This window comes from Limnobacter olei, assembly GCF_029087225.1.
Taxonomy (GTDB): Bacteria; Pseudomonadota; Gammaproteobacteria; order Burkholderiales; family Burkholderiaceae_B; genus Limnobacter; species Limnobacter olei.
Genome location: NZ_JARFJD010000024.1, coordinates 17,337 through 31,513, shown reverse-complemented (window position 1 = coordinate 31,513; position 14,177 = coordinate 17,337). Strand labels below are relative to the sequence as shown.

General features: G+C 52.7%; 12 protein-coding genes. 1 reads left to right on the top strand and 11 read right to left on the bottom strand.

Annotated elements, in window-relative coordinates:
* Window positions 1–49: 49 nt before the first annotated feature.
* Together secA and PY990_RS13510 are read right to left on the bottom strand one after the other, a co-directional pair.
* Window positions 50–2,809 carry a preprotein translocase subunit SecA gene (secA, locus tag PY990_RS13515; RefSeq protein WP_275272048.1) on the bottom strand — a complete coding sequence of 920 codons (2,760 nt, stop codon included), beginning with the start codon at window positions 2,807–2,809 and terminating at the stop codon, window positions 50–52.
* A 100-nt stretch (window positions 2,810–2,909) separates the two neighbouring features.
* On the bottom strand, window positions 2,910–3,887 hold the full coding sequence (locus PY990_RS13510) for a M23 family metallopeptidase (protein ID WP_275272047.1): 978 nt from the start codon (window positions 3,885–3,887) through the stop codon (window positions 2,910–2,912).
* A gap of 328 nt (window positions 3,888–4,215) precedes the next feature.
* On the opposite strand from PY990_RS13510, the gene PY990_RS13505 reads away from it, so the two are divergent.
* Window positions 4,216–4,407: a hypothetical protein gene (locus PY990_RS13505; protein WP_146106554.1), complete on the top strand. Its 192-nt coding sequence runs from the start codon at window positions 4,216–4,218 to the stop codon at window positions 4,405–4,407.
* A gap of 65 nt (window positions 4,408–4,472) precedes the next feature.
* Here PY990_RS13505 and lpxC read toward each other — a convergent pair whose 3' ends face one another.
* From lpxC to ftsW, 9 genes are all read right to left on the bottom strand, one after another.
* Window positions 4,473–5,393, bottom strand: a complete 921-nt coding sequence (gene lpxC, locus PY990_RS13500; RefSeq protein ID WP_171100592.1) for a UDP-3-O-acyl-N-acetylglucosamine deacetylase — start codon at window positions 5,391–5,393, stop codon at window positions 4,473–4,475.
* 146 nt (window positions 5,394–5,539) lie between these two features.
* Entirely contained in the window at window positions 5,540–6,043 is a 504-nt protein-coding gene (locus PY990_RS13495) for a peroxiredoxin (RefSeq protein ID WP_275272046.1), read from the bottom strand.
* Window positions 6,044–6,226: 183 nt separating this feature from the next.
* A complete protein-coding gene (gene ftsZ, locus PY990_RS13490; RefSeq protein WP_008250414.1) occupies window positions 6,227–7,396 on the bottom strand; it encodes a cell division protein FtsZ in 1,170 nt (389 codons plus the stop codon).
* Window positions 7,397–7,459: 63 nt separating this feature from the next.
* A complete protein-coding gene (gene ftsA, locus PY990_RS13485; protein WP_275272045.1) occupies window positions 7,460–8,692 on the bottom strand; it encodes a cell division protein FtsA in 1,233 nt (410 codons plus the stop codon).
* A gap of 25 nt (window positions 8,693–8,717) precedes the next feature.
* Window positions 8,718–9,464, bottom strand: a complete 747-nt coding sequence (locus PY990_RS13480; RefSeq protein WP_275272044.1) for a cell division protein FtsQ/DivIB — start codon at window positions 9,462–9,464, stop codon at window positions 8,718–8,720.
* A 33-nt stretch (window positions 9,465–9,497) separates the two neighbouring features.
* Entirely contained in the window at window positions 9,498–10,469 is a 972-nt protein-coding gene (locus PY990_RS13475; RefSeq protein WP_275272043.1) for a D-alanine--D-alanine ligase, read from the bottom strand.
* Window positions 10,466–11,866 (bottom strand): UDP-N-acetylmuramate--L-alanine ligase, encoded by a 1,401-nt coding sequence (gene murC / locus PY990_RS13470; RefSeq protein ID WP_275272042.1) that lies wholly within the window; start codon window positions 11,864–11,866, stop codon window positions 10,466–10,468. Before murC ends, PY990_RS13475 begins: the two co-directional genes overlap by 4 nt.
* Complete coding sequence (gene murG / locus PY990_RS13465) at window positions 11,863–12,936, bottom strand: undecaprenyldiphospho-muramoylpentapeptide beta-N-acetylglucosaminyltransferase (protein WP_275272041.1); 1,074 nt, start codon at window positions 12,934–12,936, stop codon at window positions 11,863–11,865. The genes murC and murG overlap by 4 nt, the downstream gene beginning before the upstream one ends.
* Entirely contained in the window at window positions 12,933–14,153 is a 1,221-nt protein-coding gene (gene ftsW, locus PY990_RS13460; RefSeq protein WP_371133807.1) for a putative lipid II flippase FtsW, read from the bottom strand. Before ftsW ends, murG begins: the two co-directional genes overlap by 4 nt.
* Between the last annotated feature and the right edge of the window lie 24 nt (window positions 14,154–14,177).

The following is a 14,177-nucleotide window of genomic DNA, read 5'->3' as shown; positions in this document are numbered from 1 at the left end:
ACAATCAACTCCTCGGCTTGCGCGTTTCGCGCGACTATTTCAATATTTTTCAGGAAATTTTTCCGTGGCACTGCTTGTACTTCTTGCCGGAGCCACAGGGGCAAGGGTCGTTACGACCCACCTTCTCACTTACGCGGCGAGGAACGTTGGCTGGCGCGGCGGAAAGCTCTGCTTCTGCAGACTGGTCCTCGTCACCACCGGCATCCGGGTGCTGGTACTGCATATTGTCCAAATGCGCGGCAGCTTCTTGCTCCAGCTGTTGCTCCGCCTGCTGCACTTGCTCCGCAGATTGAACCCGCACCGTCAACAAGACTTTGGCCACCTCGTCGCGCACTCGGTTCAGCAGGGCACCAAACAACTCGAAGGCTTCGCGCTTGTATTCCTGCTTGGGGTTTTTCTGGGCATAACCGCGCAAGTGAATGCCTTGGCGCAGGTAATCCAGTGCAGCCAGGTGTTCACGCCAGTGCGTGTCAATGCTTTGCAAAAGCAATGTTTTTTCAAACTTTGCGAAAGAATCTACACCAACCAATTGAACCTTGGCTTCGTAAATTTCGTCGGCCATTTGAAGAATGCGCTTCAGGAAATCTTCGTCCGAGCTTTTGGCATCCTCTTCCAGCCATTGGCGCAAAGTGGCCTCAAGCTGGTACTCATTGCGCAATACGGTTTCCAAACCTTCCAGATCCCATTGCTCTTCAACGGATTCCTCAGGAATGTACTCACGGAACACCGCCTCCAAGGCGCCATGCCGCAAGTTGCCAATGGTTTCGCGAATTTCGGCAGATTCCAGAATTTCATTGCGCTGCGCGTAAATAATTTTTCGCTGCTCGTTGGACACATCATCGTATTCCAGCAATTGCTTGCGAATGTCGAAGTTGCGACCTTCCACTTTGCGCTGGGCAGACTCAATTGAGCGGGACACAATACCTGCCTCAATGGCCTCGCCTTCAGGCAATTTCAAGCGCTCCATGATTGCGCGCACGCGGTCGCCTGCAAAAATGCGCAGCAACTGGTCTTCCATCGACAGGTAAAAACGCGAGGAACCTGCATCACCCTGACGACCGGCGCGGCCACGTAGCTGGTTGTCGATACGCCGGCTTTCATGGCGCTCGCAACCAATGATGTGCAAACCGCCAGAATTCAGCACCGCTTCATTGCGCAACTTCCATTCCGCACGTGCTTTCTCGATCAGGGCAGGCTTGGCCGCTTCATCAATTTCAGCATTGTTTTCAATGCCTGCCAGCTCGCGCTCCAGGTTGCCACCCAGAACAATGTCGGTACCACGACCAGCCATGTTGGTGGCAATGGTAATGGCCTTGGGGCGACCCGCCTGGGCCACAATCTCGGCTTCACGTTCGTGCTGCTTGGCGTTGAGCACGTTGTGCGGCAGCTTTTCTTTTTCAAGGAAACTGGCAATCAACTCCGAATTCTCAATCGAAGTCGTACCCACCAGCACGGGCTGACCGCGCTCGTAACAGTCCTTGATGTCTTCAAGAATGGCGTTGTATTTCTCACGCGCACTTTTGTAAATTTTGTCCTGTGCATCTTTACGCTGAATGGGTCGATGCGTTGGGATAATGACGGTCTCCAGACCATAAATGGACTGGAATTCAAACGCTTCCGTGTCGGCTGTACCTGTCATGCCCGACAACTTTTTGTACATCCTGAAATAATTCTGGAATGTGATGGAGGCCAGCGTCTGGTTTTCGGCCTGAATACGAACACCTTCCTTGGCTTCCACGGCCTGGTGCAAACCATCCGACCAGCGGCGACCCGGCATCAAGCGGCCCGTGAATTCATCCACGATAATCACTTCACCGTTTTGAACCACGTAGTGCTGGTCTTTATGAAACAGGTTGTGCGCACGCAAGGCAGCCATCACGTGGTGCATCAGGGAAATATTGGCTGCGTCGTACAGGCTCGCGCCTTCTGGCAGCAAACCCATTTGACTCAAAATTTGCTCGGCCTTTTCATGGCCAGCTTCACTAATCTGGATCTGGTGGCCTTTCTCGTCCACATAAAAGTCGCCTGGCACCTCTTCCTCGCCGGGCTTTTGCTCGGTTTGCATGCGCACCAGTTGCTTGGGCAAGCTGTCCAGTTTGCGATACATCTCAGTGTGATCGTCAGCCTGACCGGAGATGATCAAGGGCGTGCGCGCCTCGTCGATCAAAATCGAATCCACCTCGTCGACAATCGCATAATTCAGACCACGCTGAACACGCTCGCCCACGCTGTAGACCATGTTGTCGCGCAGGTAGTCAAAACCGAATTCATTGTTGGTGCCGTAGGTGATATCAGACGCATAGGCAGTCTGCTTCTGGTCGTGTGGCATGCGGGACAGGTTACAACCCACAGTCAGGCCCAGAAAGCTGTAGAGCTTGCCCATCCAGGCAGCATCGCGAGAAGCCAGGTAGTCGTTCACGGTAATCACATGAACGCCTTTTCCTTCCAGGGCATTCAGGTAGGCGGGCAAGGTGGCCACGAGTGTTTTACCTTCACCGGTGCGCATTTCTGAAATTTTGCCCTGATGCAGGGCCATGCCGCCGATCAGCTGCACATCAAAGTGCCGCATGCCAAACACCCGCACGCTGGCCTCGCGAACCACGGCAAAGGCCTCGGGCAGCAAGCTGTCCAACGAGTCACCTTTGGCCAGGCGCTCTTTGAATTCGGCAGTTTTCGCACGCAAAGCGTCGTCGCTCAAAGCCTGAACGGTCGGCTCGAGAGCGTTGATTTGATTGACGGTTTTACGGTAGGTCTTTAGCAACCGTTCATTGCGGCTACCAAAAAGCTTTTTCAGAGTGTCTGTGATCATAATGTCGGCTGGTTCGACCCTTGAGGGGCCTGAAAGTCAATCGACCGGGTTTTGGGTCCGGTCGATTCCAAAAACAGCCTAGAAGTTTAGCACGCGAAGTCTAGTCCAGCGGGACAGTAGCGCTTTCCGAGAATAAGCCGTTCAAGGCGGCCACAGTTGAAGGGCCAGGACGCGGAAGACCGTTCTTTTCAAGAAACTTGCTGGGGTTTTGTGGCACACCGTCTACGCGCACTTCAAAGTGCAGGTGCGGGCCCGTCGAGCGGCCGGTGCTGCCCACCAGGGCAATTTTTTGACCAAGCCGCACTATGTCGCCAGGTTTAACCAGCAGCTTGGATGCATGAGCATAACGCGTGGTGGTTTTGTTGTTGTGCTCAATTTCGACCATGTTGCCGTAGCCTGGATGCCACTTGGCCTCCACCACTACGCCCGCCGCAGCCGCCAAAATGGGCGTGCCTGTGGGGGCAATGAAGTCAATGCCCTCATGAACAGAACGACGGCCGGTAAATGGATCAATTCGGTTACCGAAATTGCTGACTGCGATAGTGTCTGAGAGGGGGGATTCGTTGGGAACACTGAGAAATTTGACTCGGGCGCTTTGCAGGTCGGTGTCGATGATGCTGAATACATCAGCCTGTCGTTCGATTTGACTGGCCACCTCGGAAATGGCCGTTTTGACTTCCCTGTAATTCAGCGATTTTTCGTCTTTTTGTTGTAAACCACCTTGGCCCAGTTGCTCTGTCAGGGTGACTTTGGTGTCAAGCCCATTGGATTTCAACAAACGCACACTCACCGCATCCAGACGGGCCAGCTGCGCACGCATCTCGGCTAGCCGAATGGCCATGGCGTCCAAGGGGCTTCCGGTTTCAGCCACATCGTGGTGCTTGGCCAACTGTTGTGAATAAACAATATCTTGAACGACTGGAATCTTCTCACCATAACGCGCAGCCAAGTAGAGGCCGGCTGCCATGAAAGACCCCGCCAACATAACCAGCAAAACAAGCAACAAAGCAACGTGGCTGGTCTTTATACTGAGTACACTGGTGCGAGAAAAAGGACCCCGCATAAGAATTAACTGCATGTATAACCTCCTCAATCCGCGTAGCGAACCGAATTCACCCGTTTTTAACGGGTTTTAGTGAGAACACCCGGTGAAACCAAAGCATTCCGCATTATCTCCCTTGGCAAGCCTGATGCAGGAACCACAAACCAGCTCATTAATCACTCAAGCGGCGCAATCACGTCGGCTTGAGAAGATTATTCACACTTGGCCATCGCTTCGAGGCGTGACCTTTAGTGTTGGACCAATCAAAAAAGACAAACTAAAAATTTTCGTGTCGACCCCGGCGGCGCTGACGCGCCTGAGGCAATCTTTACCCAGCCTGATTCAACATCTGCAGGGTTCGGGCATGAATATAAACGAAATTCAGCTACAAATACAAACCAACCCGTTAACATCCAAACAGTTGGAGCGTCGCCCAAAAAGGGCTGTTTTCTCGGATGCCGCCCGAAAAGCGTGGCTAGACCTTGAAAACCGGCTAGGGGATTCACCATTGAAGGAGGCTACCCAAGCCCTGAACAAACACCACAAATTCAAGTAGTTTCTAGAATGTATCCGAAAACCACAGGATTTTGTTGTGTTTAATATTATTTTACAATTGTCCCCTTAGGCAACTGCCCAATCTGCTCTAAATACAGTAGGTGTTTCCCTGACACTTTCGAAAGTCACCACCTCGAAAGCTGAAGCATCTTGAATCAAGGCCCGAATCAGCTGATTGTTCAAACCGTGACCGGAACGATAGGCTTGGTATTCACCAATAATCGGGTGGCCAATGACGTACAAATCGCCAATCGCGTCCAATACCTTGTGTTTCACAAACTCGTCATCGTAGCGCAATCCGTCTGAGTTCAGAATTCGATACTCATCCATCACAATCGCGTTGTCGAGATTGCCACCCAGCGCCAAGCCTAAATTGCGCAAGGTTTCTACGTCTTGAGTGAAACCAAAGGTGCGCGCACGGGCGATGTCTCGGGTAAATGATGTGCTGGAGAAGTCGATCTCGACCATTTGCCCGGTCTTGTCAATCGCCGGGTGACCGAAATCAATCTCAAACTTCAAGCGAAAGCCATCGTATGGCTTCAAACTGGCGTATTTCAGGCTGGCGCCCTCACCTTCCCGAACCTCAATCGGCTTTTTGACCCGAATGAATTTCTTCAAAGCAGATTGTTCAACCAAGCCCGCCTGCTGAATGAGAAACACGAATGAGATGGCGCTTCCATCCATGATGGGAACTTCTACTGCGGTCAAATCAATGTAAGCGTTATCGACGCCCAACCCGCACAATGCAGACATCAGGTGTTCGATCGTGGAAACCTTCGCACCATCTTTCTCGAGCGTGGACGCCATGCGCGTGTCGCCAATGGCCAGAGCATTCACGGGAAAATCGACCGGCTCTGGCAGGTCAACGCGCCTGAACACAATGCCCGTGTCAGGTGGTGCAGGTCGCAGCGTCATAGTCACCCGCTTGCCGGAATGCAAGCCGATGCCCGTGGCACTCAACACTTGTTTTAAGGTTCTTTGTTTCACACAACTTTCCTTGAATTGTCACCGAAGTGTAACCATCCGGTCAGTTCAACCCAAGATTTTTTATGGAGGTCAAACTCCAATTAGGGTTAAAACAGGGTAAAAGTGTCGCAAAATTGCACGAATTACCCTGTTTTCTCGGTTATTTCTTAAATTTGGGACAACAGCTTTTCGGCGGTGCTGTTCTCGAAAACACCGGGTGCTTCCACATTGAACTGAGTTACCACACCGTCTTTGACCAGCATCGAATAGCGATTAGAACGCACACCCATGCCACGCGCGGTCAAGTCCAGTTCCATACCAATTTTCTTGGTGAACTCGGCAGAACCGTCCGCCAGCATACGCACCTTGCCCTCTGCGCCCAAGGACTTGCCCCACATGCCCATCACGAATGCATCATTCACGGAAATACACCAAATTTCATCGACACCCTTGGCCTTAAACGCATCGAAGTGTGCAATGAATCCTGGAACGTGTTTTGCGGAGCAGGTTGGTGTGTAAGCCCCTGGCAAAGCCAGGATGGCAACCGTTTTACCGGCCAGCTCTTTTTCCACTTCAAATTTGTTGGGGCCTAGGGAGCATCCCTCAGTTTCTTCATGAAAAAACTCAAACACAGTCGCGTTTGGCAACTTGTCACCGATCTTGATTGTCATTTTTATACTTCTCCTAAAACCTCAAAAATACACCACACAAGCGACCCTGGGTAGATCGCGGATTTGCAGTCTTCGGCAAAACTGCAAACTTCACCCGCGAACTACCAAGGGTGATGATAGGACACTCACTTTTCGAAAATGTTCTCGAAAAGCAGATCGCTTGTGTTGACTAACTCACTACCTTCAGTCTGCCTGACGACGCAAAAATGCGGGGATGTCAAACCGGTCCATACCACTGTCCTGCAAGGCCTGTACCCGTGAAGCAGCGTTGTCGCGTGGGTTGCGGAACACGGCCGGAATGGCATAATCCGTTTCACCTTGCTGACCACTTACTGCATCGAATGTACCGGTGCGAGCCATGGGCTGGTACTGTTCAGCCTGAACCAAAGTGGGCTTGGCGGCTTTGCGGCCTAAACCAGTCGCAACCACAGTCACGCGCAAGTCGTCACCCATGGTTTCATCGTAAGCGGTACCAAAAATTACGGTGGCATCTTCAGCCGCATAAGCGCGGATGATATTCATCACTTCCTTGGTTTCTTTCAACTTCAGACTCTTGCTTGAAGTGATGTTCACCAGCACGCCACGGGCACCTGACAAATCCACACCTTCCAGCAATGGAGAGGCGATGGCTTGCTCTGCTGCTTCGCGGGCACGGTCAGGACCATTGGCAGTTGCAGTACCCATCATGGCTTTACCGACTTCAGACATGATTGTTTTCACGTCTTCGAAGTCGACGTTCACGTTGCCTTCTACATTGATGATTTCTGCAATGCCTGCACATGCGTTATGCAACACGTCGTCCGCTGCAATGAAGCAGTCTTCCTGGGTTGCATCGTCACCCACAACTTCCAGCAGCTTTTCGTTCAACACGATGATCAGTGAGTTGACCTTACTGGAGAGTTTCTCAAGACCTTCTTCTGCAGCTTTGCAGCGCTTGGTGCCTTCAAATTCAAAAGGCTTGGTTACCACCGCCACGGTCAAAATTCCCAGTTCTTGGGCAACTTCAGCCACCACTGGCGCAGCGCCTGTACCTGTACCACCGCCCATACCTGCGGTAATGAATACCATGTGCGCACCACGCAAGGCATCGCGAATGCGGTCACGGTCTTCTTCTGCAGCCTGGCGACCGGCCTCGGGTTTTGCGCCTGCACCCAAACCAGTTTTACCCAACTGGATGAGCACATTGGCTTTGGTTTTTGCCAAAGCTTGCGCGTCAGTGTTGGCGCAAATGAATTCGACGTTTTGAACGCCTTGCGCAATCATGTGGGCCACCGCGTTACCGCCTGCTCCGCCCACACCTACAACTTTAATGACAGTCCCTTGGGTTTCTGTCTCGAGAATTTCAAATGACATGGTGTTTGCCTCCTATCTAGCAAAAATTAACATCGCCGAAAAAACTAATTAAAAAAACCACAATTAAAAATTACCCAAAAACCACTCTTTCATTTTCTGTACGGTTTGCTTCAAGCCGCCACCTTGTGAGGCCACGCGGCGGCCACGCAAATGTTGGGCGCGTGCTTCGTGCAGCAAACCCATGGCTGTTGCAAAACGCGGCGTGCGAACCATATCAGCCAAACCACCCGCGTAATCGGGCACACCGATACGCACAGGTTTCATGAAAATGTCTTCTCCGAGTTCTGCAATACCAGGCATCAAGCTGGTACCACCGGTCAGCACAACACCTGAGGACAACAACTCTTCGTAGCCTGATTCACGCAATACTTGCTGCACCATCAAAAACAACTCTTCAAGACGCGGTTCGATGACAGCGGCCAAGGCTTGTTTGGACAAAGTTCTAGGGTCGCGCTCACCAATGCCAGGCACATCGATTTTTGCGTGTGGATCGGCCAGTACTTGTTTGGCCACGCCGTGGCGAATCTTGATTTCTTCTGCATCGGGCGTTGGTGTGCGCAAAGCCATCGCAATGTCGTTGGTGATTTGATCGCCCGCAATTGGAATGACCGCAGTGTGGCGAATTGCGCCGCCAGTGAACACGGCAATATCAGTGGTACCGCCACCAATGTCGATCAGCACCACACCCAATTCTTTTTCATCGTCAGTCAATACAGCCATGCTGGAAGCCAGTGGTTGCAGCATCAGGTCCTGCACTTCAAGACCACACCGGCGTACACACTTCACGATGTTCTGTGCAGCAGAAACAGCCCCGGTCACGATGTGCACGCGTGTTTCCAAACGCACACCGCTCATGCCCAATGGTTCACGCACATCTTCCTGACCATCCACAATAAATTCTTGCGGCAACACATGCAGAATTTGCTGGTCGGTTGGAATGTTCACGGCCTTGGCGGTTTCAATCACACGGGCCACATCGGCCTGTGTCACTTCACGCTCTTTAATGGCGACCATACCCGAGGAGTTGAAGCTGCGAATGTGACTGCCGGCAATGCCTGTGAGTACAGTTTTAATTTTGCAGTCAGCCATCAACTCCGCCTCTTCCAAGGCCTGCTGAATGGAATGCACTGTGGCTTCAATATTGACCACCACACCTTTTTTCAACCCCCGCGATTCGTGTTGCGCCACGCCTATGACTTCGAAGCGGCCGTCAGGCAGCAGCTCCGCAACCATGGCCACAACTTTCGCAGTGCCAATGTCCAGCCCAACTATCAAATCTTTCGGCTCTTTGTTCATGGTGCCCAGTTTCAATTTTTCATATTCAGTTCAATTTCACGCTTGAAGCCCCGGCAGGCTTTGACGCCGCCAAACGCTCGCCCTTTACTGCAACACCCCGTGGATAGCGCAAGTCTATTCTTTCTACTGCTGCCATCACCTGGCTTGTAATTTTTGGATAAACCGCCAGCAGTCGATCCATTTTCTGTTCAATGCTGAAATTCTCTTGTGTGCGTCCCAGTTCAATCGTGATGCCAGTGTCTGTTTCAATCGACCAGGCATACCGATCTGACAACTCCACGCGCGAGGGCCACATGCCCAGCGTTTTCAGTTTTTCAATACTCGACACATACATTTTGGAAACAAGCAGTTCGCTGCCTGCTGGCCCATTCAACACGGCCAACTGCTGGTCTTCTGCCACCTCAGCCAGGTTGGCAGAGAACACTTCGCCATACGTGTTCACTAATCGTGTTTCCCCCCACAGCGCCAAAGGTGTGTGCCCCTGAATCTGGATGCGCAAGCCACTGGGCCAGGTTCGCTGCACAACAGCCTTGCGCACCCAGGGTTGGGCTTCCACCTGCTCCCGTACTTTCTGCAAATTGGCCGAGAAAAAAGTACCCTCAATTTTTGGCAACACATTGGCTTTGAAACCAATCAAATTCACACGCTCTACATCGCCCACTAATTCCACGCGCTTCAGCTCAAACACCGGGCGCTGAATCAACCACTGAATACACGCATAGCCCAGCAGCACCATAGCCAGCGCTGTAAACAGCCCGGCTATAATGCTCATGAGTTTGTCGTCGTTCCAGATGGCTCCCAACATTTAGCGCGCGCCCCCCACGTTCAAACCAGATGCTTTCAGCCGCGCACTGGCGGCAATCTGCATTACCAACTCGTCGTACTCCACGCCACTGGCTCGTGCGCTCATGGGCACCAGCGAATGGTCGGTCATGCCTGGCGAGGTATTCATTTCCAGCAACCAGGGTTTGCCACTTTCATCCACCAACACATCGGCACGCCCCCAGCCCGCACAACCCAACACCTGGTAAGCCTTCACGCAAAGCGCCTGCACTTCCGCTTCAAAATCGGCGCTCAGACCGCTCGGGCAGAAGTACTTGGTTTCATTGCCGATGTATTTGTTGTGGTAGTCATAGTTGCCATCCGGGGCCTGAATGCGAATCACCGGCAACGCATGCGCACCTGCGCCTTCGCCCATCACGGGCACAGTCAACTCTTGCCCGCTGACAAACTTTTCTGCCAGTACATTTGGGTCGTATTTGTATGCAAGCTCAAAAGCGGCTTGCAGTTGATCTGCTGTTTTTACTTTGGTTAAGCCGAGCGTTGAACCTTCCTGGGCGGGTTTTACGATCAGGGGCAGGCCCAAGCGTTGCACCACTTTATTCACATTGAAACCAGGCTCAAGACGAACATAATCGGGCGTAGCCAGGCCTTGGCTGATCCACGCCGCTTTGGTCAGAATTTTGTCCATGGCAAGGGCCGAGGCAGTCACACCGCTACCGGTGTAAGGAATGTTAAGCCACTCCAACACACCTTGAATCGTGCCGTCTTCGCCGAAGCGGCCATGCAGAGAAATAACTGCGCGGTCGAAACCGCCTTGGGCCAGCTCAACCATGTTGCGTTCGGCGGGATCAAATCCATGCGCATCCACGCCGTTGCGCTGCAACGCGGCCAGCACCATGCTGCCTGATTTCAACGATACTTCCCGTTCAGCAGAACGACCGCCGAACAGCACCACCACTTTGCCCAGGCCTTTTGCGTCAATCCGTGTGCTCATGGCTTACCTCCCATGGCACTGGCGACCAGGCGGCCTGGCAAGGCACCAATTGAACCTGCACCCATGGTGATAACCAAATCGCCGTCACGAGCGATATTCAAAATCGTACTTTCCATCTCATTCATGTCTTCTACAAATACAGGTTCTGTGCGCCCGGCTACACGCACAGCGCGGGCTAGCGAGCGTCCATCGGCAGCAACAATCGGTGCTTCACCAGCGGAATATACTTCTGACAAAATCACCAGGTCTGGTGTGCCCAAAACCTTGACGAAGTCTTCAAAACAGTCGCGAGTGCGCGTGTAACGGTGGGGCTGAAAGGCAAGTACCAAGCGCTTGTCCGGGTAGGCACCCCGCGCGGCCGCGAGTGTAGCAGCCATTTCAACAGGGTGATGTCCATAATCATCGACCACAAGAAAGTGCCCCCCCTCTTTGGCGGCCACTTCGCCGTAATGCTGGAAGCGACGACCAACACCATTGAATTTTTCAAGGGCGGCAACAATTGCTTCATCAGACACACCGATTTCCGTGGCCACCGCAATCGCGGCCAGTGAATTGCGCACGTTGTGGTCGCCAGGTAAATTCAAGGTAATGTCCAGTGGTGCCTCGTCTTCACGCAACACCGTGAACTTCATTTGCCCCTGGCAAGCCTGCACATTCACCGCGCGAATTTGTGCCTGTTCCGACAAACCGTAAGTCACGATCGTCTTGGACACAAACGGCATGATCTCGCGCACACAGGGATCATCGACGCACACCGCAGCCACTCCATAGAAAGGCAGGCGCTGTGTGAACTCCACAAAGGCTTGCTTCAAACGTGCAAAGTCATGCCCGTAGGTTTCCATGTGGTCGGCGTCAATATTGGTGATCACTGCAATGACCGGCATCAGGTTCAAAAACGATGCATCCGATTCATCCGCCTCAACCACCATAAATTCGCCAGTGCCCAGCTTGGCGTTTGCACCCGCCGAATTCAAACGCCCGCCAATTACGAAAGTGGGGTCGAGTTTGCCTTCAGCCAGAATGCTGGCCACCAAACTGGTAGTCGTGGTTTTGCCGTGCGTGCCAGCCACAGCAATGCCCTGCTTCAAACGCATCAATTCGGCCAGCATGACAGCGCGTGGCACCACAGGCACCCGTGCTGCGCGCGCTGCCAACACCTCGGGGTTGCTGCCGCCCACTGCTGTGGATGTGACCACTGCATCTGCACCCGCAATGTTTGACCGTTCGTGACCTGTAAACACGGAGGCACCCAATTTGGCCAGTCGCTGAGTCACGGCGGAATCAGACAAGTCGGAACCACTCACCTTGTAACCAAGGTTGATCAATACTTCGGCGATTCCGCTCATGCCAGAACCGCCAATCCCTACAAAGTGCACATGTTTGACTTTGTGTTTCATACCTTCGCAACCTGTTCAATGTAATTCGCCACTTCCTGCGTGGCTTGTGGTTTGGCCAAGGCCCTCGCCCGCTCTGCTTGTTCGAGGCATGTTTCCCGGCTGATTTGTTGTAACCAGTTGGCCAGCCATGTGGCGTCCAATTCGTGTTGCTGACGCAGCCAGGCCGCATTCTCTTTCACGAGAAAACCTGCGTTGTGGGTTTGATGGTCGTCAACAGCATGTGGGAAAGGAACAAACAACGCTGCAACACCAATGGCGGCTACTTCCGCAACTGTCATTGCCCCGGCCCTGCAAATCACCAAATCAGCCGCAGCCATGGCACCTGCAACATCATCAATAAATGCCAACTGCTGGGCGCTTGCGCCAGCCTTCTCATAGTTGTCGCGCAAGGCGGGCAAGTTTTTCTCTCCAGCTTGGTGCACCACCTCAGGCCTGCAATTTGCGGGCAATATTGCCAAGGCTTTGGGTACCACGTCATTCAATGCTTGTGCACCCAAACTTCCACCCAGTACCAGTAATTTCAAGGGACCACTTCGGCCTTGAAAACGTGCGCGGGGCTCTGGCTGGCTGTAAATCATTTCACGCACGGGGTTGCCCACCCAGTTTGAATTGGGCAGAGCATACGGAAAAGCAACCAGGTTGCGATCTGCCAATTTAGCCAACACCTTGTTGGTCAATCCAGCAACCGAGTTTTGCTCATGTACCACCAAAGGAATATTCAACAAGCTAGCCATCATGCCCAACGGGAATGCCACATACCCGCCCATGCCCAACACTACCGCTGGCTTGGTGCGGCGAAGAATTTGAACTGAAGTCCAAAATGCACGCAACAATTTCAAGGGCATGAAGACCTGCTGCACAATGCCCTTGCCGCGAAAGCCTGAGAACACCAAGGTATTCATTTCAACGCCATGTGCCGGCACCAATCGGCCTTCCATGGCCTGTGGGTTACCCGCCCATTGAACCTGCCAACCGCGGGCCTTCAATTCAGACGCAACACTCAATCCCGGGAAAATATGACCACCAGTACCACCAGCAACAATCAATGCCAATCGCTGTGCTTTGCTCATGCAGCACCTCCCCGCATCATGGTTCGGTTCTCATGGTCAATGCGAAGCACCAGTGCCAAAGCCGCACAGGTCACGAGGATTGCGGAGCCGCCGTAACTCATCAAAGGCAGAGTCAAACCCTTGGTAGGCAGAACACCCAAATTCACGCCCATGTTGATGAAGCATTGAACTGCGATCCAGATACCCACCCCCTTGGCCACCAAACCGGAGAATGTTCGCTCCAGCGCGATGGCTTGGGCACCTACTGCAAAGCATCGTTTGACGATGTAGAGGAACAGCAAAATGACAACCGTCACACCCACAAAGCCAAGCTCTTCTCCAATGACCGCAAGTAGAAAGTCAGTGTGGGCCTCGGGCAGGTAATGCAATTTTTCAACACTGCCACCCAAACCTACGCCCAGTACTTCACCTCGACCAAATGCGATCAAGGAATGTGACAACTGATAGGCTTTGTTCAAAGCGTTGTCGCCTTCCCACGGATCGAGATACGCCAACAAACGGGCCCGGCGGTAATCACTGAAGGCGATTAACAGGGCGAATGCCGCGCTCAGCGCGAACAACACACCAAAAAACACCCGGGCATTGATGCCACCCAAAAACAGGATTCCGAACACCACCGTGACAATCACGATGAATGCCCCCATGTCAGGCTCCAGCAAAAGCAGCATGCCCACCAGGAACATGGCCATGAACATGGGAAACAACACCTTCCCAAAACGCTGCATATAGGCTTGCTTGCGCACGGTGTAATCGGCTGCGTAAATGATCGCGCAGACCTTCATCAATTCAGATGGCTGAATATTCAGTACATACAGCGAGAGCCATCGGCGAGCACCATTTACCTCTTTGCCAATTCCAGGAATCAGCACCAAGACCAGCAAAGCGATGCAACACAAAAATACCAATGGCGCCAACTCTTGCCAGGTTTTCATTGGAATCTGGAAAACACAGAAAGCCGCCACAAATGCCACTGCAATGGATACCGCGTGCCGAACCAAAAAGTGCGTGGTTTGATAGTTGGCATACTTGTTGGAATCAGGCAAAGCCACAGTGGCGGAATACACCATCACAAGCCCAAGGAACAGCAGCGCCAACACAGCCCAAATCAGGCCTTGGTCAATGGCCTGAGACACCGCAGGTCCACGGTTGACTTTGTACATGGAGGATGACAAACCACCACCCGCTGCAGTGGCGGGGATAAGGCTCTTGAACTGCATGCTGCTCTGATCTTTCTTGCCCCA